Genomic DNA, 22616 nt, shown 5'->3' with positions numbered 1-22616 from the left:
CTCCCGCCGTACGACGACCCGGAGGGCCGTGACCGGCAGGATCGGCGCCTGACAGTCCGACCCCTGGGAGGCCGAGATGCCGACGCCGTACCGCTATGTGACACCCGTGCCCGTGGACGCGGCCACCGGCAGGGTGGCGGAGGTCTACCGCCAGATCGCCCGCGACTTCGGCATGATCCGGATGCCGCTCTTCCTGACGCTGTCGCCGGCGCCCGACGTGCTGGCCGCCACCTGGGCGCTGCTGCGCGAGTCGCTGCTCGTGGGAGAGGCGCCGAGGGCGGCCAAGGAGATCGTCGCCGCCGGGGTGTCGCTGGCCAACGAGTGCCCGTTCTGCGTGGACGCGCACACCGTGCTGCTGCACGCGACCGGCGAGCACCGGCTGGCCGAGACCATCGCGCGAGGGGAACGGCCACCGGATCCGGAGCACGCGCGGCTGTTCGACTGGGCGACCGGCGTGACCGGCGGCGGGCGGACGACACGGTGCCCTCCACCCTGCCCTCCGGAGCAGGCCGCCGAACACATCGGCACCGCGCTCGCGTTCCACTTCATCAACCGCATGGTGTCGTCTCTGCTCACCGCCGACCTCCTGCCCGCCGGCCTGCAGCGGTCCCGGCTCGTACGCCGCCTGGGCGGTGGAGCCCTGTCCAGAGCGGTGCGCCGGAGGCCGCCCCGCGGGGAGGCGCTGCCCCTGCTGCGCGGGCTGCCGGCCTACCGGGAGCCCGGCTGGGCGGCGGGCGCCCCGATGGGCGCGGCGTTCGCCGCGCTGCTGGCCTGCGCGAGAGAAGGGGCCGCCCTGCTGGACGACGAGGCGGTGGAGGCGGTCCTGGAGGCCGTCGCCGTCTGGGACGGCGGGCATCCTCCGCTGTCCGGGTGGCCGTCCGGGCCGCTCGCGGACGTCGCCCCCGCGCGGCGCCCGGCCGCCCGGCTCGCGCTGCTCGCCGCTCTCGCGCCGTACCGGGTGACCGACGCGGACGTCGCCGCCTGGCGGGAGACCGGTCGCGGCCGGTCCGACGCCGACCTCGTACGGCTGCTGGCGTTCGGGGCGATCTCCGCCGTCGAGCGCGTCGAGGCCGCCCTCGACGTGCCGTCCCGGTGACGCCAGGCGACTTCGGCGGCTTTCAGGAAACGGGAGCGCAGTCCGTACGACGGCGGTACCTGCCCGGGGAGATTCCGTGCTCGCGTTTGAACGCGTTTCCGAACGCGAACTCCGAGCCGTACCCGACCAGCTTGGCCACCTCCGCCACAGAGGCGTCGGTCTCCTGCAGCAGGCGGGCCGCGATGGACAGCCGCCACCAGGTGAGATAGGCCAGGGGCGGCTTGCCGATCAGATCGGTGAAGCGGCGGGAGAAGGCGGCCCGGGACAGGCCGGCGCGCTGTCCGAGTGACTGGACGGTCCAGGGGTGGGCGGGGTCGCGATGGAGGGCGTCGAGCGCGGCGCTGACGGCCGGGTCGGTGAGGGCGGCGGCCCAGCCCGAGTCGGAGCACTGCGCTCCCTCGGCCTCGAACCAGGCCCGCAGGATGTAGAGATGAAGGACGTCGATCAGGGACGAGACCACGGTGTCCGTGCCGAGGCGGGGAGTTTCGATCTCCTGGGCGAGCAGGTCCACCGCGGCCCGCAGTTCGGGATGTCGGCCGAGCCGGGCGGGCAGATGGATCACGCTCGGCAGTGACCGCAGGCTGGGATGGGACCTGGCCGGGGCGAGCCGGTACCCGCAGCAGAGCGTGACCGTCTCGGCTCCGGTGCCGCCGAGAGTCGCCGTACTGGTCGCACCGCCGTCCCGGAACGGGTCGCAGACGGGCTCGGCCAGGAGAGCCGACGGGTCGTCGGCCAGGCCGTACCCGCCGCCCTGAGGGAGGAACACCACGTCTCCCATGCTCAGCGCGACGGGCTCACCCTCGGGCGGAAGGAGCCAGCAGGAGCCGCGCAGGACCACCTGGAAGGTCGCGGAGCCGGGCTCCTCCGGGAAGCGCTGTCCCCAGGGGGCCCGCCAGGAGACGAGGGCGGAGCGCGGCCGGCCCGTACGCATGATGGAGACGACGTCACTGAGGAGATCCACACGACAAGTCTAGGGTGCGAGACTTTCGCGTATAAATTCCATATGCATACGCATTGGTCTTCTTCCGGCTGCTTCCTAGAGTTGTCGTCACGCCGCGGGCCCCGGCGCCGAGTCCCCTCCTACCGGGAAAGAGACGATCCAATGATCAAAGTCGGTGTCATCATCGGCAGCACCCGCCCCGGCCGCAACGGGGCGGCGGTCGCCCACTGGGTCCACGACCTGGCCGTCAAGCGCGGCGACGCCGAGTACGAACTGGTCGACCTCGAGGACTACGCGCTGCCGCACCTGGACGAGCCGATTCCCGCCGCGGCCCGGCAGTACCAGCACGCCCACACCAAGAAGTGGTCGCAGGCGGTCGCGGCGCTGGACGCGTTCGTCTTCGTGACCCCGGAGTACAACCGCTCGACGACGGGCGTGCTCAAGACCGCCATCGACTTCCTGTACGCGGAATGGGAGAACAAGGCCGCCGGGTTCGTCGGGTACGGCGTGAACGGCGGCGCGCGCGCCATCGAGCACCTGCGTCAGATTCTCGGCACGGCCGCCGTGGCCGGAGTGGCCCCGCAGGTCACGCTCTCCATCCACGACGACTTCGAGAACTTCTCCGACTTCCGGCCCGCCGCCCGGCACGAGGACGTCCTGCGGCTCATGCTCGACCAGGTCGTCGCGTGGGCCGAGGCCCTGCGTACGGTGAGGGCATGACGGTCAGGGCATGACGGGCGGGGGAGCGTCAGACCTCCAGCTCGCCCGACCAGATGGTCACGGCGTGGCCCGCGAGTTCGACGCGGTCGCCCTGCGGGGCCGGGCGCAGGGTCGTGCGCACGGTTCCGCCGCGCTCCGACACCTGCTCGCCGACGAGCGCGTCCCGGCCCAGCCGGGCCGACCAGTACGGCGCGAGCACGCAGTGGGCCGAGCCGGTGACCGGGTCCTCCGGCACGCCCGCCCGCGGGGCGAAGAACCGTGACACGTAGTCGGCGGAGATGCCCTCACCGGAGGCCGTCACGATGACGCCGCGGGCCTCCACACCGGTCAGCCGCTCCATGTCCGGGTCCACGGCCCGCACCTCCGCGACGGACCCGACCTCGACCAGGAGGTCGAACTCGCTGCGCCCGGTCCACACGGGTGTGACGCCGAGGGCCTCGACGAGGCCGTCCGGCGGCGTCCCCGGCGTGGCCGGTTTCGCGGGGAAGTCCATCGCGATCAGGCCGTCACCGGTCTGCTCGGTGGCGAGCACGCCGCTCTTCGTGGCGAACTCCAGCCTGCCGGACTCGCCCAGCGAGTAGAGGACGTGCGCGGTCGCCAGGGTGGCGTGCCCGCACAGCGCGACCTCGACAGCCGGGGTGAACCACCGCAGCGAGAGCGGCCCGTCACCCTCCCGCAGGACGAAGGCCGTCTCCGAGTGACGCATCTCGGCGGCCACCGCCTGCATCCACTCGTCGGGCACGGTGTCGTCGAGGAGGCACACCGCCGCCGGGTTGCCCCGGAACGGCCGGTCGGTGAAGGAGTCGACGGTGAAGATACGCATGTCGGCTGATTCTACGGCTCGGCCGATTCCACCACCGCTCGCGCTCAGGAGGGGTCGCCGAGCGCGGCGAGGGTCTCCCGGGCGACCTGAAGCTCCTCGCGGGGCCGTACGACGAGGACCGGCACCCGGGCGCCCTCCGGGCTGACGACGCCGTCCCGGTCCACGCCGCCGACGGCGGGAGGCGCCACGCCGAGCGGCGACAGCCTCCGGCACACCGCCTCGCGCACCTCGGGCTGGTCCCAGCCGATCTCGCCGGTGAACACGAGCGCGTCGAGCCGGTCCAGGGCGGCGGTCGAGGCGGCGATCTCGCGGCTCACCCGGTGAGCGAACACGTCGAGCGCCAGCGCGGCGGCCGGAGCGCCCGACGCGACGAGGTCGCGGGTGTCCCCGGACAGCCCGCCGGAGAGCCCGAGCAGCCCGGACGAGTGCTCCAGCCCGTCGCGCAGCTCCTCCAGGGTGAGCCGCGACCCGGACAGCAGCCACAGGAGCATGCCGGGATCGACGCTGCCCGACCGCTTGCTCATCAGCACCCCCTCCAGGGGCGTGAACCCCATGGAGGTGTCCACGCTCCGCCTGGCCCGTACGGCGCACACCGAGCATCCGCCGCCGAGATGCGTGACGACGAGCCGCAGGTCCTCGCGGCCGAGCAGCTCCGCCGCCCGCCGGGTCGCCCAGGCGTACGACAGCCCGTGGAAGCCGTACCGGCGCAGGCCCCAGCGGCGCCGCCACTCGGCGGGCAGCGCGTAGGTGGCGGCGGCGTCGGGCAGCCCCGCGTGGAAGGCGGTGTCGGGGCAGAACACGTGGGGCACCGACGGCAGCACCCGCCGGGCCGCCTCGACCAGGGCGAGCGCGGGCGGCACGTGCAGCGGCGCGAGGTCGGCGTAGCCGCGCACCGCCTCCACCACGTCGTCATCGGCGACCGTGGGTGCGCGCACGGCCTCCCCGCCGTGGACGAGCCGATGACCGACCGCGCTCACCTCGGCGTCCGCTCCGGACAGGAAGTCCGACAGCGTGCGCTCCGCGGCGGCGGGTTCGGGGCTCTGCTCGCTGTGCTCGCTGCGCAGCACCCGGCCCTCCCGCACCAGATGCAGCTGGAGGCTGGAGGAGCCGGCGTTGACCGTGAGCACGACCGGTGTCATGGCGATCCGTCTCCCCGCCGTCACGCCCCGCAAACACGGCGCCCGGTCAGGCGGGCCGGCAGGCGACCGTGGGCCAGGTCCGGTTTCCGTTGTGCCTGATCGACACGCCCCAGCTGTTGCCGTGGCCGTCGGGCCGGGCCGTCATGACGCTCCGGGCGGAGTTCACGGTGGTGCCGGCGTTCCAGGCCGTGATGAACTTTTCCGGGTACGGCACGATCATGGTCACGATCCAGTCGTCCGACCCTGTGACGGTGACCTGGAGGTCGTACCGGTCGAACCACTTCGGACCCGCCGTGAGGGTCGCGGTGCACCTCCCGGCGGGCGGCGTGGGGCTCGGTGTGGGGCTTGGCGTGGGACTCGGTGAGGGGTCGGTTCCGGCGGCGTTGAGGGTGTCGAGGACCGCGTCGTAGGCGGGCTTCCTGTCGTTGCCGCTGAACAGCAGCGGGGTGTCGCCGGACCGCCAGGAGTCCTGGTCGCGCACGCCCCACACGGTGATGCCGGCGCACCGGGGCACCGCGAGGCAGTCGCCGGTCACGGCGGCGTACGTCGTGGCCGGGGCGCCCTGGATGTCCAGCTCGGTGATCTGCACGTCGACGCCGAGGGCGGCGAAGTTCCGCAGCGTGGTGCGGAAGTCGGCGCTGTAGGGGGTGAGGCTGTTGAAGTGGGCCTGGAAGCCGACGCAGTCGATCGGCACACCGCGCTGCTTGAAGTCCTTGACCATGGTGTACACGCCCTGAGTCTTGGCCCAGGACCAGTTCTCGATGTTGTAGTCGTTGTAGCAGAGCCTGGTGGCCGGGTCGGCGGCCCGCGCGGTGCGGAAGGCCACCTCGATCCAGTCGTCGCCGGTCCGCTGCCAGTTGGAGTCGCGCCGCCCGCCGGTGCTGTCGGAGAAGGCCTCATTGACCACGTCCCAGGCGTAGATCCTGCCCTTGTAGTGGGCCATCACGCCGTTGATGTGGTCGATCATCGCCTGGCGGAGCGCGCTGCCGGTGAGGCTCTGCAACCACGAGGGCTGCGCGGCGTGCCAGACCAGGGTGTGGCCGCGGACACGCTTGCCGTTCTGCACGGCCCAGTCGACGATCCGGTCGGCGGCGGTGAAGACGAACTGGCCCTGCCGGGGCTCGGTGGCGTCGAGCTTCATCTCGTTCTCGGGCGTCACCATGTCGAACTCGCGGCCGGCGATCGTGGTGTACGCCGGATCGCCGAGCTTGCTCGCACTGATCGCGGTGCCGAAGTAACGCCCGCTGCGGGCCGCCGCCGTGCCCAGGGTGGTGCCGGGCGGAGCCGGGCTGGGGCTCGCGCCGGGCGACGGGCCGGCGGCGTTCGCACCGGTCGTCCCCTGCGCCGCGACACCCAAGGAGAGCACCGCGACCACGCAGGCGACGAGCACACTGGGACGTTTCACCGTGGTACGTCCTTCCACTGGGCGAGCTGGACGCCGATATGTTTCGAATTTTCAGCGAAATATTGCGCACAGACAAGCCGTTCGTCACGTTGGGCTGCCTGTCACTGCCATGTAGGATTTCGCCAGTCACGTACCGGAATGCGAAGGTTGACGGTGAATTTCAACAGTCACACCGACGCCGTGGTGGTCATCGCCGTCGGCCTGGTGAACGCGCTGACGGCCGGCGAGGCGCGGGGGCGTCCGTACGAGCCGCCCGCGGACGGGGCGCGCGCCGAGGTCGTCGCCGAGATCCTCGACGCGGGCCGCGGCGGAGGCGTCGCGATCGGTGAAGCGGAGGCCGGCGAGCTGGCGGAGACGGCGCGGGCGCTGCGTGGCGTGTTCGAGGCGGTGTCACGCGGGGACGTCGACACGGCGGCGCGTACGGTGAACCGCCTGCTGGCCGAGACCGACGCCCGGCCGCACCTCGACCGGCACGACGGCGAGCCCTGGCACCTGCACTTCCACGGCGCGGGCGGCACGCTCGCGGGCAACTACGCGGCCGGCTGCGCGACGGGCCTCGCCGTCGTGCTGGGCAGCGACCTGCACGACCGGCTCGGGGTGTGCACCGCGCCGCACTGCGACCGGGTGTACGTGGACACCTCCCGCAACGGTACCCGCCGCTTCTGCTCGACGGCCTGCCAGAACCGCGTCAAGACCGCCGCCTTCCGGGCCCGCGGCGCCTGAAGCGCTGAATGACAGGTCTGAATGACAGGTCCGATCGCCGCCGGACCCGTCCGGCGCGCTTCCGGCACGCTCGACGCCATGAACGACATGGACGAAACGAAGGACATGCACGGCAGGGCGGCCCTGGTCACCGGGGGCGGGCGCGGCATCGGCGCGGCGGTCGTGCTGAAGCTGGCCGAGCGCGGGGCCGACGTGGCGCTGACCTACGAGAGCGACGCGGACAGCGCGGCGGAGATCGCCGGGAAGGTCGAGGAGATGGGCCGGCGGGCGCTGGCCATCAGGGCCGACAGCGGAGACGCGGCGGCGGTGAGCGCGGCCGTGGCCGAGGCCGCCGCCGCGTTCGGCAGGCTCGACATCCTCGTCAACAACGCGGCGGTCTTCCCCGTCGCGCCGATCGAGGATCTCGGGCCGGAGGAGGTCGACCGTGCGCTCGCGGTCAACGTGCGGGGGCCGTTCCTGGCCGCCCGGGCCGCGGCGGGTCACATGACCGAAGGCGGCCGTGTCGTCAGCATCGGGAGCAACGTCGCCGGGCGGACGCCCTTCCCCGGGTTCGCCCTGTACGCGCTGAGCAAGACGGCGCTGATCGGGATGACCAGGGGCCTCGCCCGGGACCTCGGCCCGCGGGGCATCACCGTCAACCTCGTCAACCCCGGCCCGACCGACACCGCGCTCAACCCGGCCGACGGCCCGATGGCCGACACGATCCGGGGGCTCACGGCCCTCGGCCGCTACGCGGCGCCGGCGGAGATCGCGGAGGCGGTCGCGTACCTGGCGGGCGACGGCGGCCGATACGTCACCGGCGCGACGATCGACGTCGACGGCGGCTGGACCGTCTGACGCACAGCCGCGGCATCCGCCGCCTCTCCTGTAGGAGCGGTCAGGCCTCGGCGGGCTCGACGTCGGCGACCACGCAGGAGATGTTGTCCGGGCCGCCGCCCTCGTTGGCCAGTTCGATCAGCCGGGCGACCGCCTCCCGGGGGTCGGCGACCGTGCTGAGGACGGTGTGCAGCGCCTCCGCTTCGAGGACGGCGGTCAGGCCGTCGGAGCACAGCAGGTAACGGTCGCCCGGGTACGCCTCCCGGAGCGACAGGTCGGGCTCGGCCAGGCCGCTCGTCTCCAGCGCCCGCAGCAGCAGGGACCGCCGCGGGTGACGGGCCGCCTGGTCGGGGCTCATCCGCCCGTCGTCCACCAGCGACTGCACCAGGGTGTGGTCCCGCGTGATCTGGTAGAGGGCGCCGTCCCGCAGCATGTACGCCCGGGAGTCGCCGACGTGGGCCAGGGCGAACCTGCCCTCGCCGTCCCACAGCATGGCCGTGACGGTCGTGCCCATCCGCTCGAGGGCAGGGTCCTGCGCGGCGAGGTCGCCCAGGCGCTGCCCGGCCTCGCGTACGGCGTCCGCCAGGGCGGCGACCGGGTCGGCGGGAGCGGGATCGTCCTCCAGGCGGGCCAGTTCGGAGATGACGGCGGCGCTGGCGACCTCACCGTGTCCGTGACCGCCCATTCCGTCGGCGATGGCGAGCAGGCGCTCGCCCGCGTGCACCGAGTCCTCGTTGTTGGCACGCGAGCGTCCCACGTCCGACCCCGCGGCATACCGAATGCGGCTGTGCGTCATGGTTTTGAGTAAACCATTGGTTGAGTCACTTCACAAGCATGGTGCTACCCTCGTGTTCATGGATCACGAGGCCCCGGTGGACGCCGGCGTCGAAGCGACCGTGAACGCGGGTGACATCGCCCGGCTGGCCGACGTCGGCAGGGCGGCGGTCAGCAACTGGCGCCGCCGGTACGACGACTTCCCCCAGCCCGTCGGCGGAACCGCCTCCAGCCCGCTTTTCTCGCTGCCCGAGGTCGAGGCGTGGCTGCGCCGGAACGGCAAGTCGTTCGAGGTCTCCCAGGGCGACCGCGTCTGGCAGCGGCTGCGCGCCTCGGCCGACGACCTGCGCCTGGGCGAGGTGATCCGGGAGGCGGGCGCCTTCCTGCTCTACGTCCAGCGCGACCCCGGCGGCTGGAGGCGGCTCGCGAAGTCCGCCGACCTCGCCGTACGGCTCCCGCGTGTCGTGGCCGAGGCGACCGGCGACCTGTTCCCGGGGGACGCGTCGAGCGTCGAGCCTGGGCTGCTCCGCCTTGTCGCGGCCATGGCCGAGCGGCACGGCGCGGCCGCGACGTTCGAGTTCCTGTGCGAGCGCTACGCCGAGGCGCACAGCCGCAGGCTCGCGCTGACCCGGCCCGACGTGGCCGCCCTCATGACCCGGCTGGCCTGCGCGGAGGCGCGGACCGTGCTCGATCCCGCCTGTGGCATGGGAACGCTCCTGCTCGGCGCCGCCGAGGTCATGACCAGGGCGGCGGACAGGGCGGCGGACAGGGCGGCGGACAGGGCGGCGGACAGGGCGGCGGACGGCGTGCGGTTCCTCGGCCAGGACGCCAACGAGACGGTTGCGGCCCTCGCCGCGTTGCGGTTGCTGCTGCGCGGGCGGGACGCCCGGATCGTGCCCGGGGACGCGCTGCGAGGCGACGCCTTCCCGCCGGAGCGGCCGGTCGACGCGGTCGTGTGCGACCCGCCGTTCAACGAGCGGGCCTGGGGGCACGAGGACCTCGTCGGCGATCCCCGCTGGCAGCACGGCATCCCGCCGCGGGGCGAGTCGGAGCTCGCGTGGGTGCAGCACTGCCTCGCCCACGTGCGGCCCGGCGGGCTGGTGGCGATCCTGATGCCGGCCGCCGCGGCGAGCCGCCGCCCGGGCCGGCGGATCCGCGCGAACCTGCTGCGGGCGGGCGCGCTGCGCGCCGTCTTCACGCTGGCCGCCGGAGGGCCCGACCTGTGGCTGCTGCGCAGGCCGGAGCCGGGCGAGCGGGGGCCCGCCACGATCGTCGTGGGCGACGCGGGCGACGACCCCGAGTCCGTCGAGCGGTGCTGGCGGGCCTACCTCGCCGAGGCCGAACCGCCGCGCGGCGGGCGTGTCGTCCGGATCATCGACATCCTCGACGACGAGGTGGACGTGAGCCCGGCGCGGCACCTGTCTCCGCGCGTCGACACCCGGGGGTTCCCCGCCGCGCGCGAACGCTTCCGGGAGGTGTCGGCGGCCCTGGCCGACGGCCTGCCGGACCTGGAGGTGCTCACCGGAGGCGGGGCAGGCTGGGACGTCTCCTGGTCGACCGTGGCCGAGATGGCCAGGGCCGGGCTGGTCGTCATCCGGCATTCGCCGCTGAGAGCCCTCCCGGACGGCGACACCCCCGATGACGGAGAGGACGGCGTGCCCGTGCTGACGGCCGACGACCTGGCGGCCGGGGCGGCGGGAACGACGGGCTCCGCGCCGGCGCGGCGCATTCCCCCCGCCCCCGGCCTGGTCGCCGTACGGCCCGGGGACGTCGTCGCGTCCGCGGTCACCGCCCGGGTGGTCACGGCGGACGGGGCGGTGCTCGGCCCGCATCTCAGCCTGTTCCGGGTCGATCCCGGCAAGGTGGACCCCGAATTCCTCGCGGGATTCCTGCGGTACGCGGCGGGTGGAGGCCGCCCGCACCCGGGCAGCGGCCGGGTGGAGGCGCGCCGGGCCCGCGTCCCCCAGCTTCCCCTGATCGTCCAGCGGGCGTACGGCGCGGCCTTCCGGCGGCTGCTCGCGCTGGAGGACGGCCTGCGGGAGGTGGCGGCCGTGGGGGAGGCGCTCGCGCGCCTCGGTGTCGAAGGGCTGGTCGGCGGACGTCTTCGCCCACGCGGGTAACGGTGTAGCTTTTTCCCCGAAAGGTCGACGGGAGGGGCGCATGGTCATCGGCGACCGGTATGAGCTGGACGACCTTCCCCTGGGCCAGGGCGGCATGGGCGCCGTGTACGGCGGCCACGACCGGCGGCTCGACCGCAAGGTGGCGGTGAAGTTCCTGCGCCTGCCCGACGGCCCCGACGAGGAGCTGCAGCGCCGGTTCATCCGCGAGGCGCGCATCCTGGCCAAGCTCGACCACCCGGGGGCGCCGGTCCTGTACGACTTCGGCACCTACGAGCAGCGCCTCTTCCAGGTCATGCAGTTCATCGAGGGCGTGACCGTGGCCGACCTGCTGAGCGAGCACGGCCCGCTGCCGGTGCCGTGGGCGGCGGCCGTCGCCGCCCAGGCCTGCGCCGTGCTGACCGCCGCGCACAAGCTGTCGATCTGCCACCGGGACCTCAAGCCGACCAACCTCATGCTCTGCCCGGACGGCAGCGTGAAACTGCTCGACTTCGGGCTCGCCATGCTCCGCGAGGCGGACCGCGCGGGGGTGACGGCCCAGTTCACCCGGATCGGGCAGATCCTCGGCACCCCGGCGTACATGTCGCCGGAGCAGATCCAGCGCGGGGTGGCCGGGCCGAAGAGCGACCTCTACTCCCTCGGCTGCGTGCTGCACGAGATGCTGACGGGCAACCAGCTGTTCACCGGGCCCACGGAATACGCCGTCTTCGACAAGCAGGTGAAGGAGCGGCCGCCCCGCGTGCCGGGCGTCCCCGCCGCCCTGGACCGCCTGATCGCCGAACTGCTGGAGAAGGACCCGGACCGGCGCCCGCCCGACGCGTACACGCTGTTCGAGCGGCTGCAGCCGTTCGCGGTGGACCTGCCCCCGCTGCCCGGTTTCCTCAACCCGTCGTCGGTGCCCAGCCCCGGGCGCATGTACGCCCAGATGGTCGGCCGCGTCCGCTAGACGTCCCCGGGAGTCGTCAGGCCCGCCAGGAGGCGAGCACCTCGTCGACCCGGGGGCGGATCCGCTCGCGGGCGGTCATCCGCGGCACCCCCGACATCAGCAGCACGTCGTAGTCGGTGTCCAGGTGACGCACGCTCGCGACCACGGCGAGCGTGACGGCGCCCTCGTCGAGCGCGCGGGCGGCGGCGGTGCGGCCGACCCGCCCGCTGCCGCGCACGGCGGCGTGCCCGGCGATGGCCTCGGCCCGCCCGGCGGGACAGCCGGGGAAGAGCCGGCGGATCTCCGCGGCCATCCGGTCCCGGAACCCGGCGTCCTCGTCGGCCCTCCGCTCGCGGTCGCGCTCCCGGCGGCGCAGCCGCGCCTCCTCGTCGGCCAGGCACTGCTCCTCGGCCCGCGCCAGCGCCTCCTCCTCCACGAGGACGCCGAGCCGCTCGTACCTCTTGCGCCGCCGGTTGAAGCGGACCACGACGGCCGACAGCCCGCTCTCCTTCTTGGCGCGGCGGCTCAGCGCCGCGTTGCCCGCGGGCAGCAGGCACAGATGGTCCATGTCGGCGCAGGTCAGGCAGTGCGGCGCGTCGTCCTCCATGATCAGGTACGGCCCGCTCTCGCCGCAGCCGGCGCAGGTCCAGGCCTCCAGCGGCGCGACGGCCACGAGGTCGGGGGCCCGGTCCTGCCGTTCCTCGATCTGCCGCCGCCGGGCCTCGCTCAGGTCGGGCGACAGCCAGTGGATCCGGAATGCGCGCTCCGTCTCCTCGCCGCCCGCGGCGGTGAAGCGCAGGGGCCGCCGGTCGCGGGTCCCGGCCGTGTACGCCGCCTCGCTCTCCAGCAGGTTCCGCGACCGGGCCCACTCCCGCAGATGCGACAGGGCCTCCTCCATCCGGTCCGCGTCCACGGCGGCCAGCCGTTCGAGGCTCTCCACGCGGCCCTGCCGCCAGGTCTGCACGTGGCGGTCGTGCAGCCAGCGCAGGCCGGTGAGGACGTCGATGGGGGTCACGTATCTGCGGGTTGCCAGGGCGATCTCCGCCGCCTGGGCCACCCGTCCGCCGAGCTTGCTACGCACCCCTCCTAGATTGCCCTATGCGGGGCGTGCGGGTGCGGCGGTTCACGGCGGCGAGCAGCCCCACGGCCGCCAGACTGGAGATCGTGGCCGACCCGCCGTACGAGACGAACGGCAGCGGCAGCCCGGCGACGGGCAGCAGGCCCATCGTCATCCCCACGTTGACGAAGGTCTGGAACGCCAGCCAGCACACCACCCCGCCGGCCAGGACCGTGCCGAACGGCGAGGGGCTCCGGGCCGCGATCCACAGACCCCGCCACAGCAGGGCGAGCATCAGCAGGATCACGCAGGCGCCGCCGACGAAGCCGAGCTCCTCGCCGGCGACCGTGAAGATGAAGTCGGTGTGCTGCTCGGGCACGAAGTGGCCGGCCGTCTGCTCGCCGTGGAACAGGCCCTTGCCGAGCAGCCCGCCCGAGCCGATCGCGATCCTCGACTGCGTGGCGTTGTAGCCCATGCCCATCGGGTCGGCGTCGGGGTCGGCCAGCACCATCAGCCGCTGGAGCTGGTAGGGCCGGATGAGGTCGAGCCGCCACACCAGCAGCACCCCGGCGGCCCCGGCCGCGGCGAACGCCGCGAACCACCTCTTGGGCGCGCCGGAGACGGCGATCATCCCGAAGGTGAGGACCAGGAAGACCAGGGCGGTGCCGTGGTCGGGCTGCAGCGCGATCAGGCCAACCGGCACCGCGGCCACGACCAGCGCGAGCAGCACCGCCCCCGCGCCCGGCCGGCGCTCCCCGTCGCGCAGTTCGCCGAGGATCGTCGCGAGCGCGAGCAGCGTGGCCGCCTTGGCGAACTCCGACGGCTGGAACTGCAGGCCGTCCCCGAGGACGATCCAGGCGTGCGAGCCGTTGATCGTGCGGCCGAGCGGGGTCAGCACGGCGACCAGCCCGGCGAGCCCGAGCAGGTAGAACAGCGGCACGTAGGCCCGCAGCAGCCGCAGATCGATCCGGGAGACGGCCCACATCAGCACCAATCCGATGCCGACACTGACGGCCTGCCGTTCCGGCAGGGTGGAGCCCGGCCGGCCGCGGGTGGCCGACCACACCAGCAGCAGCCCGATCGCCGACAGTGCGACGGCGGGCAGCACCAGCCCCAGGGCGGGAAGGGAGACGCCCGCCGAGGCCCTCCGGCGGGTGGCGCGGGCCGACGGCAGCCGTACGGACAGGGGCCCCAGCGTCGTCATCGCCCACCACCCTTCTTGTGCTTCTTGGGGTGTTTCTTGTGGTGGGTGAGCGCGTCGATGCCCTCCCAGATCTCCCTGGCCGCCGGGGCCGCCGTGGTCCCGCCCGTGCCGCCCTGCGACACCACGACGACCACGACGTACTTGGGGTCCTTCGCGGGGGCGAAGGAGGCGAACCACGAGGTGTCCTGCCTGCCGTACGCCTCGGCGGTGCCGGTCTTGCCGGCCACCGGGAAGCGCTTGAGCGGGAACCCCGCGAACGCGCCGGCGGCGGTCCCCTCGCGCGGCACGCCGGCCAGCGCGTCGCGGATGAAGCGCAGCGTCCTGCGGGAGACGTCGATCTTGCCCACGACCGGCGGGGCGATGGTGCGGACCACCGTGCCGTCGGGACGCTCGATCCGCTTGCCGATCCTCGGGCTGAAGACCGTGCCGCCGTTGGCGAGCGCGGCGTAGCCCCGGGCGAGCTGGAGCGGCGTCACCAGCACGTCGCCCTGGCCGATGGAGAAGTTGGCCGCGTCACCGGCCCACCAGACCCCGCCGGAACGGCAGTTGTCGGCCGCGAGAGCCTTGAGGTAGGCCGCCCGCTTACGGTCGGACTCGTCCGGATAGCCGCTCTTGGCGCGGCGGCAGGCGTCGGCCCGGGTCCGCTCCCAGTTGGCCTTCTTCCAGGCCCGGTCGGGCACCCTCCCGGCCGCCTCGTGCGGCAGGTCGATCCCGGTGGGCGTGCCGAAGCCGAACTCCTTCGCCATCTCCTGCATCGGGTCCTTGGGCCGCTTCACGGGCGTGAGCCCGCCGTCGCGCTTCCACATCCGCTCCGCGAAGCGGTAGAAGATCGTGTCGCAGGAGACCACCAGGGCCCGCCGCATGTCCATGCGGCCCAGTTCGGCGCTCTCGAAGTTGTGGAACACCCGGCCGCCGATCTTGTAACCGCCCGGGCAGTCGTAGGAGTCCCGCAGGCCGTAGCCCGCCTTCGCCGCCGCGGCCGTCGAGGTGACCTTCCACGTCGACCCCGGGGCCCACTGCCCCTGCACGGCGGCGCTGATCAGCGGCAGGTCCTCGTAGGCGCGCTGGGAGATGCCGCCGGTCCACACGACGGGGTCGTAGCTGGGGTAGTCGGCGATCGCCGTCACCCGCCCGGTCTTCGCCTCCAGCACGACCGCCGCGCCGCTGTCGGCGGGCTCGCCGCGCCCGCGCGCGCCGGCCACCGCCCGGGCCAGCGCCCGCTCGGCCACGTCCTGGATGCGCGCGTCGATGCTGGTCACCAGCGTCTCGCCGGGTACGGCGGCCTCCTCGCGGATCAGGCCGGTGACCTTGCCGGTGCTGTCCACCGCCACCTCCCTGATCCCGGTCCGGCCGGCCAGGTCGCGGTCGTACCGCGCTTCGAGGCCGTCGCGGCCGATCAGCTCGGGGCCCCCTTCGGGGTCGTCGGGGGAGGGCGGCTGCAGGTAGCCGAGGACGTGCGCCGCGGCCGGGCCGAGCGGATAGGTCCGCACCGGCCGCAGCGCCGTGCTGACGCCGGGGAACTCGTTCTGCCGCTCCGCGATCCACAGCGCCGTGCGCACGCTCACGTCGTCGGCGACGACGATCGGCTGGTACGGCGAGCCGGGCCAGCACGGCCGCGGCACGTCCCTCCCGCAGAGCCGGGCCCGGTCGGCGAGCTCCTGGTACGGCCGGCCCAGGGCCCGCGCCAGCCGGGTCAGCACGTCCGTCCCGCCGTCGGGCTGGTGGAGGAGGGCCATGTAGTCCACGGACACCTGCGGCCGGGTCTCGTTGGCCACCAGCGGCCGGCCGCGCACGTCGAGGATCTGCCCCCGCACGGGCGGCAGGACCACCGAGCGCACCCGCGACTCCGTCGCGGCCCTGGAGTACGACGAGCCGGTGACGACCTGCAGATACCACAGACGGCCGAGCAGCGTCAGCATGAGCGTGGTGACCACGACGAACACCACCGTGAGGCGCCCCCGGTTGGCGTTTCCCCGGATGCCGCCGGGGGTGCTCCCGCGGGCGCCGCTACGCACGCCGTCCCCCGCGCGCGTACCAGGGGCGCGAGGCCGGCACCCGGCCGAAGGACCGGCGGCGGGGGAGGAGGGCGAGCCCGGCCGTCACGAGGGCCGCGCCGCCCGTGGTCCAGGCGATCGCGCCGGGGGCGAGCGCGGCGGCCCAGGGCGTCCCGTCCAGCAGGGCCGCGAGCACGCCCCCGGCGAACGACGCGCAGAGGGCCACGACGGCGGCGCCCGCGACACGGCGCCCGGCCCCGTCGTCGGCGGGGATCCGGGTGGACACCCAGCCGGCCAGGCACAGCACCAGCGCGAGCCGTCCGATGGTGTGGTCGGCGGGCGGGGCGACGTCGGCGGCCAGGCCCGCGGCGAACCCCAGGAGCGCGCCCGCCCCCGCTCCCGTGCGTGACCCCGTGTATGACCCCGTGAATGACCACAGCGTCGGCGCGAGCGCGATCACGCAGATCAGCACGATGTCGGGCACTCCCCCGGGGAGCGACCACCCGTTGACCACGGTGACCTGGAGCACCGGCGCGGCGAGGACGAGGAGCACCGACAGGATGACCGCCCTCATCACGCCCCCTCCGCGTGCCCGGACGAGTCCTTCTTCTTTTTCTTCTTTTTCTTGGACTTCTTCTCAGGCTTCTTGTCGGGCTGCTGCTGGGTCGTGGGGGTCTCCGCCGCCGGGTCCGTGACGGCCTGCGTGTCCGGCCCGGTGTCCGGCAGCGGCCCGAGGACCACCGTGACGTTCTCCAGCGCGGTGAAGCGCGCGAAGGGGCGCACGAGCGCGGTCCTGGTCAGCGCGTCCGGCGCCGGCTCGACCGTGATCACGGTGCCGATCGGCACGTCGGGCACGAACGGCCGCAGGTCGCGTGAGCCCAGCGTCACCACCCGGTCGCCCGGCTTCACGTCGGCCGAGGGGTTGAGCAGGCCAAGCCGCAGCAGGCCGTGCTCCGGGACGCCGGTCACCAGGCCGACCTCCCGCGAGCCCTCCAGGCGGGCGCCGACGGACGCGCCGGAGGCGGTGGCGAGTTGCACCGTCGCCGTCCCCGGGCCGGTGCGCAGGACCCGGCCGACCAGCCCGTCGCCGTCGAAGACCGTCATGTCGGGGGCCACCCCGGCGCCGGAGCCGGCGTCGATGGTGACGGTGCCGTCCCGGCCGAAGCCGACGGCGTGGGCCGAGACGACCTGGTAGCCGTTCCCCTCGGCCGGGGACGGGGTGGCCCGGCGGACGGCGAGCAGTTCGGCGCGCAGCCGGGCGTTCTCCCGTTCGAGGTCCTCCAGGCGGCCCGCGCCCGACGCCCAGCGGACGCCGGCGGACGCCGCGTCCTCCAGCCCGCCGTAGACCGCCGACCCGAACGCCCGCAGCGGATCCAGAGGGGTCACCGTGTCGGCCGCGATCAGCGCGGCGGCGGCGAGCGCCAGCAGCACGGGCACCCGGCGACCCGGGCGGCCCGGACGAGCCGGGCGGCCTGGGTGACCTGGCATCCTCATCTGCGGGTTTCGGGGAGGAACACGTCCTGCATCTCGTCGAACCGCTCGGTGCAGCGGCCCGCGCCCAGCACGACCGACTGGAGCGGCTGCTCGACGAGGTGGATCGGCATGCCGACCGCCTCTTCGAGCCGCCCGGCGAGGCCTTCGAGCAGCGCCCCGCCGCCGGTCAGCACGATCCCGTTGTCGAGCAGGTCGCCCGCGAGCTCGGCCGGGCACTGGTCCAGCGTGGTCTGGACGGCGTCGACGATCGTCTGGACCTGGTCCTCGATGGCCTCCCTGACCTGGCCCCTGGTGATCGTCGCCGTCTTGGGCAGGCCGGTGACCAGGTCGCGGCCCCGGATCGGCCGCGTCGTCGTGTCGTCGCCGCCCGGCCGGGCGCTGCCCATGGTGATCTTGATGTGCTCGGCCGTGCGCTCGCCGAGCAGCAGGGAGTGTTCCTTCTTGACGTAGTTGACGATCGCCTCGTCGAGCTCGTCGCCGCCGACCCGCACCGACTTCGACACGACCACTCCGCCGAGCGAGACGATCGCGACCTCGGTGGTCCCGCCGCCGATGTCGACGACCATGTTGCCGGTCGTGTCGCCCACGTTGAGGCCCGCGCCGATCGCCGCGGCCATGGGCTCCTCGATGATGTGGACGCGCCGGGCGCCCGCCTCGTACGCCGCCTCGCGCACCGCGCGCTGCTCGACGCTGGTGGTGCCGCTCGGCACGGCGACGACGACGCGGGGCTTGGCCAGGTAGCGGTTCCGGTGCGCGAGCTGGATGAAGTGCCGCAGCATGCGCTCGGCGGCGTCGAGGTCGGCGATCACACCGTCCTTCAGTGGTCGCAGAGTCGCGATGTGGGGCGGGGTCCGCCCGATCATCTCCTTCGCCGCGGTCCCGACGGCCACGATCCGGTCGCTGTGCAGGTTGATCGCCACGACCGAGGGCTCGTCCAGGACGACGCCCTTCTTGCGGACGTACACCAGCGTGTTGGCGGTACCGAGGTCGACCGCCATGTCCCGGCCGAGCAATCCCCACGGGAAACCCATCGGCGACCAGCTTTCAGAGAGGAGGGAGAGCACGCGTGATCGCTGCCCGCCGCCCCCGCCTCTGAAACAGAACACATCCGCACGAAAGCGGGCCGCTAGGTGACGCTGAGATAGAGGTCTCTCGCCAGCTTCGTCACCCGTTCGGCCGACTTCGTGAAGGACGCCCCCGAGGGCTGCAGGGTGAGCACGACCATGATCAGCCGGTCGCTGATCACGCCTGTAGTGTGGAGCACCGGACGGCCGAAATCAACCGGTTCGCGGCCCATCGTGACCGGCCCGATACGGTACGACGCGGCCTTCGCGCGGGCGCACCGGACCGGGGGCACGGAGCCGAAGCCGGACCACCCCTGCTTGATCGCCCAGGGCCGGGGAACGGCGCGGGGAATGCCGAAATGCTGGTCGAAGCCGTCGCTCGCGCACCGCCACGCCTGGCGCAGGTTGCCCAGGACGAAGTCGCGGACGCGGGGTTCGGCCCGCTTCAGCAGATACCGGTAGACGAGAGCGATGTCGGCCGCGCTGATGGCGGTGTAGCCCCAGAAGCCGGGTTTCGCCGCGGGCGGCGGGGAGGTTTCGGACAGGCCGATCCGGCGCGCCATCCGCCGGACGATCTCACCCTGGCCCCCGCGCCGCCACAGGGCCGTGGCCGCGTCGTCGTCGCTGCCGCGGAGCATGGGGGTGAGCAGCGCCCTGTCCCGGGCGGGGATCGCGCTCCGGTGCCGCTCCAGGTAGTCGGTCGCGATGAGGATCTTCACCACCGACGCCGACCGGAACCGGTGGTGCGCCAGGTGCTGGGCGACGGTCTTACCGGTGGTCAGGTCCACCACCGAGTAGCCCGCCGTGACCCCGGCCGGCACCCGCACCGGTTTCGCGGCCGCCTGCGCCGACGCCTGCGCTGACGCCTGCACAGTTGCTCGCGCGGCCGTCTGGGGCACGGACCTCGCGGTGGTCGCGGGGGCGCCGTTCGCCGCGCAGGCCGTCAGGAGCGCCGTGAGCACGACGGCCACGGCTGTGGATGCGGTCCTGGGTACGGGGGTGGGTGCGGCGGTTCTCGATCGCGTCACCCGACCATGATTACCAGACGTGATTACCCGACCATGATTATCCGGCCAAACGGGTCAGCGTCCGTCGAGGAGGGGGCGCGTCGGATCCCACCGGGTGCCCTCGGCGGCGTCCCTGCGGCGCCGGGCGATCGCTGACAGAGCTTCCAGGACGACCCGGTTGCCGAGGTAGGCCGTGATGTCCGCGTGGTCGTACGGCGGGGCCACCTCGACGATCTCCAGCCCGACGACGGGCAGTTCGTAACAGGTCCTCCGGACGGCGTCGAGTAGCTGGCGGGCCGACAGGCCGCCCGGCTCGGGTGTGCCGGTGCCCGGCGCGTGGCCCGGGTCGCAGACGTCAACGTCGACCGACAGGTAGACACCGTCGCAGTCGTCCAGCGCGATGGCGTACGCCTCGGTGAGGCACTCGTCGAGCCCTCGGGCGACGATCTCGGTCATCTCGTACGACCGCATCCGCTGACCGGCCATCCAGTCGAGGATCTCCGGGCCGGGCCAGTAGCCGCGCAGGCCGATCTGCAGGAAGCGGTCGCCCCGGATCGCACCCGACTCGATCAGCCGCCGCATCGGCTGACCGTGGCCGTGCAGATGACCGAACTCGATGTCGCCGGTGTCCGCGTGCGCGTCGAAGTGGATCATGGAGATGCGCCCGAAGCCGTGGTGCCGCGCCACGCCGGTCGCGTCGGGCAGGGCGATCGTGTGGTCGCCGCCGAGGACGACGGGAACGGCCCCGGAGGCCGCGATGCGGGCGACGGCGTCCTCGATCGCGCGCAGGCTGCCCTCGATGTCGCCGGCGTAGGTCTCCACGTCGCCGGCGTCCAGCACCCGCAGGTCCTTGAGGGCGTCCACGCGCAGCGCCAGGCTCGGGCGCGAGCCGTCACGGGGGAGATAGCACGTCTGGCGGATGGCGTTCGGGCCGAAGCGGGCCCCCGGGCGGTGTGAGGTGCCGCCGTCGAACGGCGCGCCCAGGATCACGACGTCGGCGCCCGCGTAGCCGGCCGGGTCGTCGAGGTCGCACCGCTCGACCCCGAGGAAGGTGATGTCGGGGCCGAACATCTGGCCGTAGCGGCTCATCCCACTCCTGACGTCTTACCGGTCTTATCGGGTCATATCGGTCTTATTGCGACATCACATGCTATTGGCTGGCAGAACCGGCAGGTTCGAGGAACGGGTCGAGCAGGCCGGGGGTGCCCGCGGCGGCCAGGCGCAGCGCCTCGGCGAGGTCGACGTCGCGCACCTGGTAGCTCTGCGCGCCCGCCGCGGTGGTCGCCGTCAGCGTGGCGAGGCCCGCCCGCCGCTGGAAGAACGACCGCTCGACGGTCCAGCCGATCACGCCGTCGCACCGCAGCACGACCCGGCGGCGGACGAGCGAGCCCCATCGGGTCACCAGGTATCCCGAGGTCAGGGCGTGCCCGAGGGACCGGTAGCGGTCGGCGGCGAGCAGCGCCGTCACCGGCAACAGGGCGGCGGCCGTGAGCCAGGGCCACAAGGGCGGCTCGCCCAGCACCCACAACAGGAGCAGCGCGAGCAGGATCGGCGCGTGCACGCCGAACGCGCGGGTGAAGCGGCGGCGCAGCGCGGCCGGCCCGTGCGGGATGAGGGGCACGGTGAGAGGCGAGGTGAGAGGCGAGGTGAGAGGCCCAGTGTCAGGCCCAGTGACCGGCGAGGGGCCGCCGGTGGCGCCGGGCGTGTGGGACAGCACGAGCCCGGCCACCGCGACGGCCTCTGTGCGGGGAGCGGGCGGCAGCAGCGTCGAACCGCCGCGCTGGCCGCCCTCCTTCGAGCGCAGGCCGGTCGTCACGGCGGACAGCCGGGCGCCGCGTACGGCCCGCAGCAGCAGCGGCTCGTCGATCTCGACCCCCCGCAGCCGCCGTTCCTCGATGGTGGTGGCCCGCCTGGTCAGCAGGCCCCGGGTCACGTGGAGGGTGCCCTCGGCGTGCCGGGTCAGCCGGAAGTTCCCGTACGCCAGGACGTAACCGAGCGTGGACGCGACGCCCACGAACACCATGAGCGCGAGCAGCACCGTCGCGATCTCCAGCGCCAGCGACATCGCGCTGAACCACCGCCAGGTCTCCCGGACCGGCCCCACCCGGTCGAGGTCGATGTTCCCCTCCGAGACCAGGCGGGACACGAAACCGCCGATGACGCCCACGGTGACCAGCCCGGACATGGTAAACGGCCCGAACCTGACCCACCCGGGCCGCATCCGCGCGAGTTCGGTCTCCGCGGCCGGCGACACCGGAGACGTCGCGGGAGACTGTGCGGTAGGGGACTGTGCGGTGGGGGACTGGCCGGCGGGGGCTTGGGTGCCGGGGAACTGGCCGGCGGGGGAGCGGTGCAGCAGTTCCACGCGCAGGCGGGCGGCCTCGTCGGCGCTGAGCGCGTCGAGCTTGAGCCGGCTGTCGTGCCTGCGGTCGGAGGTGCCCGTCCCCACCTCCACCCGGGCGAGGCCGAGCACGCGGTGCAGCACGTGGGAGGTGACGTCGACCGTGCGGACCCGGTCGCGGGGCACGGTCAGCACCTTCCGGTTCAGCAGCCCGCGCCTGACCTGCACCTGCTCGGGGGAGATCCGGTACGTCGTGGTGAACCAGCGGAGCATGCCGAACAGGACCGTCAGGCCGACGCCCGCGGCGCTCCACAGGTGGCCCTTCCCGCCGCTGCTCGTTCCCGCGACCAGCAGGCCGAGCAGGGCCGGGGCGGCCCGTACGACCTCCTGGACGGGGTGGACCAGCAGCATCCGCGGGCTGAGCCGCCGCCAGCCGGTCTCGGCCGGGCCGCTCAGGGGACCGCCCCCGGGACCGCTCACGTCGCGTCGCCCGCCGTCGCCTGGGCGTTGGCGGTGAGTTCGGCGACCAGGCGCTGGGCCGTGTCCCGGTCGAGGCCGCCGACCTTGATGGGACCGGCGGCCGAGGCCGTGGTGACGGTGACGTTGGCGAGGCGGAAAAGCTGCTCCAGCGGGCCGCGCTCGCTGTCCACCGTCTGGATCCGCGAGACCGGGGCGATGCGCCACTCCTGCCGGAACCAGCCCGACTGCGTGAAGACCGCCGCCGGCGTGGCCTCCCAGCGGTGCACCCGGTAACGCCACTGCGGCATGACCGTGACGTGTGCCGCCGCGACGACGGCGGTCGCCACGAGGCCGGTCACGTGTACGGAGAGCGGCACGCCTGCCGTGTCGGCCACCAGCCAGATCACCTGGGCCGCGAGGAGGATGAGCCAGCCGAAGGCGGCCCGCGCGGCCCAGTACCAGATGGCGGTGCGGCTCACGCGGTGCCGAGGGGGTCGGAGGGTCGGGACGTCCACGCC

21 protein-coding genes are annotated in these 22616 nt (G+C 73.6%); 6 read left to right on the top strand and 15 right to left on the bottom strand.

Annotated elements, in window-relative coordinates; all coding sequences use genetic code 11:
* Positions 1-76 precede the first annotated feature (76 nt).
* On the top strand, positions 77-1096 hold the full coding sequence (locus Mam01_RS19585) for a carboxymuconolactone decarboxylase family protein (protein WP_204286703.1): 1020 nt from the start codon (positions 77-79) through the stop codon (positions 1094-1096).
* A gap of 22 nt (positions 1097-1118) precedes the next feature.
* Here the strand turns inward: Mam01_RS19585 and Mam01_RS19580 are convergent, their stop codons facing one another.
* Positions 1119-2057: an AraC family transcriptional regulator gene (locus Mam01_RS19580; RefSeq protein ID WP_150940183.1), complete on the bottom strand. Its 939-nt coding sequence runs from the start codon at positions 2055-2057 to the stop codon at positions 1119-1121.
* Positions 2058-2198: 141 nt separating this feature from the next.
* Between Mam01_RS19580 and Mam01_RS19575 the strand changes: the two genes are divergently transcribed.
* On the top strand, positions 2199-2756 hold the full coding sequence (locus Mam01_RS19575; protein ID WP_150940184.1) for an NADPH-dependent FMN reductase: 558 nt from the start codon (positions 2199-2201) through the stop codon (positions 2754-2756).
* Positions 2757-2784: 28 nt separating this feature from the next.
* On the opposite strand, the gene Mam01_RS19570 is transcribed toward Mam01_RS19575, so the two are convergent.
* The 3 genes from Mam01_RS19570 to Mam01_RS19560 are packed head-to-tail and all read right to left on the bottom strand — an operon-like array spanning position 2785 to position 6123.
* Positions 2785-3579, bottom strand: a complete 795-nt coding sequence (locus Mam01_RS19570) for a PhzF family phenazine biosynthesis protein (RefSeq protein WP_204286702.1) — start codon at positions 3577-3579, stop codon at positions 2785-2787.
* 44 nt (positions 3580-3623) lie between these two features.
* Positions 3624-4718 carry an acetate/propionate family kinase gene (locus Mam01_RS19565; protein WP_204286701.1) on the bottom strand — a complete coding sequence of 365 codons (1095 nt, stop codon included), beginning with the start codon at positions 4716-4718 and terminating at the stop codon, positions 3624-3626.
* Between the two features lie 46 nt (positions 4719-4764).
* Complete coding sequence (locus Mam01_RS19560) at positions 4765-6123, bottom strand: glycoside hydrolase family 10 protein (protein ID WP_204286700.1); 1359 nt, start codon at positions 6121-6123, stop codon at positions 4765-4767.
* 153 nt (positions 6124-6276) lie between these two features.
* Between Mam01_RS19560 and Mam01_RS19555 the strand changes: the two genes are divergently transcribed.
* Both Mam01_RS19555 and Mam01_RS19550 read left to right on the top strand, forming a co-directional pair.
* Positions 6277-6846 carry a CGNR zinc finger domain-containing protein gene (locus tag Mam01_RS19555; RefSeq protein WP_204286699.1) on the top strand — a complete coding sequence of 190 codons (570 nt, stop codon included), beginning with the start codon at positions 6277-6279 and terminating at the stop codon, positions 6844-6846.
* 87 nt (positions 6847-6933) lie between these two features.
* Positions 6934-7683, top strand: coding sequence for an SDR family NAD(P)-dependent oxidoreductase (locus tag Mam01_RS19550; protein ID WP_239101441.1), 750 nt, complete (start codon positions 6934-6936; stop codon positions 7681-7683).
* Positions 7684-7723: 40 nt separating this feature from the next.
* Here the strand turns inward: Mam01_RS19550 and Mam01_RS19545 are convergent, their stop codons facing one another.
* Positions 7724-8419 (bottom strand): PP2C family protein-serine/threonine phosphatase, encoded by a 696-nt coding sequence (locus tag Mam01_RS19545; protein ID WP_225312179.1) that lies wholly within the window; start codon positions 8417-8419, stop codon positions 7724-7726.
* Positions 8420-8516: 97 nt separating this feature from the next.
* Here Mam01_RS19545 and Mam01_RS19540 point away from each other — a divergent pair, with 97 nt between their 5' ends.
* Positions 8517-10556 (top strand): N-6 DNA methylase, encoded by a 2040-nt coding sequence (locus tag Mam01_RS19540; RefSeq protein WP_204286698.1) that lies wholly within the window; start codon positions 8517-8519, stop codon positions 10554-10556.
* A 40-nt stretch (positions 10557-10596) separates the two neighbouring features.
* Positions 10597-11499 (top strand): serine/threonine-protein kinase, encoded by a 903-nt coding sequence (locus Mam01_RS19535; RefSeq protein WP_204286697.1) that lies wholly within the window; start codon positions 10597-10599, stop codon positions 11497-11499.
* Between the two features lie 16 nt (positions 11500-11515).
* Here Mam01_RS19535 and Mam01_RS19530 read toward each other — a convergent pair whose 3' ends face one another.
* From Mam01_RS19530 to Mam01_RS19485, 10 genes are all read right to left on the bottom strand, one after another.
* A complete protein-coding gene (locus tag Mam01_RS19530) occupies positions 11516-12559 on the bottom strand; it encodes a DUF2293 domain-containing protein (RefSeq protein WP_204286696.1) in 1044 nt (347 codons plus the stop codon).
* Positions 12552-13739, bottom strand: a complete 1188-nt coding sequence (gene rodA, locus Mam01_RS19525) for a rod shape-determining protein RodA (RefSeq protein ID WP_204286695.1) — start codon at positions 13737-13739, stop codon at positions 12552-12554. The genes Mam01_RS19530 and rodA overlap by 8 nt, the downstream gene beginning before the upstream one ends.
* Positions 13736-15754 (bottom strand): penicillin-binding protein 2, encoded by a 2019-nt coding sequence (gene mrdA / locus Mam01_RS19520; protein WP_204286694.1) that lies wholly within the window; start codon positions 15752-15754, stop codon positions 13736-13738. Before mrdA ends, rodA begins: the two co-directional genes overlap by 4 nt.
* On the bottom strand, positions 15747-16307 hold the full coding sequence (locus Mam01_RS19515; RefSeq protein ID WP_204286693.1) for a rod shape-determining protein MreD: 561 nt from the start codon (positions 16305-16307) through the stop codon (positions 15747-15749). Before Mam01_RS19515 ends, mrdA begins: the two co-directional genes overlap by 8 nt.
* Positions 16307-17170: a rod shape-determining protein MreC gene (mreC, locus tag Mam01_RS19510; RefSeq protein ID WP_204286692.1), complete on the bottom strand. Its 864-nt coding sequence runs from the start codon at positions 17168-17170 to the stop codon at positions 16307-16309. Before mreC ends, Mam01_RS19515 begins: the two co-directional genes overlap by 1 nt.
* Before the next feature lie 53 nt (positions 17171-17223).
* Positions 17224-18258: a rod shape-determining protein gene (locus tag Mam01_RS19505; protein ID WP_225312182.1), complete on the bottom strand. Its 1035-nt coding sequence runs from the start codon at positions 18256-18258 to the stop codon at positions 17224-17226.
* 95 nt (positions 18259-18353) lie between these two features.
* Positions 18354-19319, bottom strand: a complete 966-nt coding sequence (locus tag Mam01_RS19500; protein ID WP_204286691.1) for a D-alanyl-D-alanine carboxypeptidase family protein — start codon at positions 19317-19319, stop codon at positions 18354-18356.
* Between the two features lie 54 nt (positions 19320-19373).
* Entirely contained in the window at positions 19374-20387 is a 1014-nt protein-coding gene (gene speB, locus Mam01_RS19495; RefSeq protein WP_239101438.1) for an agmatinase, read from the bottom strand.
* A 61-nt stretch (positions 20388-20448) separates the two neighbouring features.
* Entirely contained in the window at positions 20449-22119 is a 1671-nt protein-coding gene (locus tag Mam01_RS19490) for a PH domain-containing protein (protein ID WP_204286690.1), read from the bottom strand.
* Positions 22116-22577, bottom strand: coding sequence for a PH domain-containing protein (locus tag Mam01_RS19485; RefSeq protein WP_239101437.1), 462 nt, complete (start codon positions 22575-22577; stop codon positions 22116-22118). The genes Mam01_RS19490 and Mam01_RS19485 overlap by 4 nt, the downstream gene beginning before the upstream one ends.
* Between the last annotated feature and the right edge of the window lie 39 nt (positions 22578-22616).

Source organism: Microbispora amethystogenes, assembly GCF_016863015.1.
Classification (GTDB): Bacteria; Actinomycetota; Actinomycetes; order Streptosporangiales; family Streptosporangiaceae; genus Microbispora; species Microbispora amethystogenes.
Note: the sequence above shows the minus strand (reverse complement) of the source record. Positions and strands in the feature narration are given on the sequence as shown.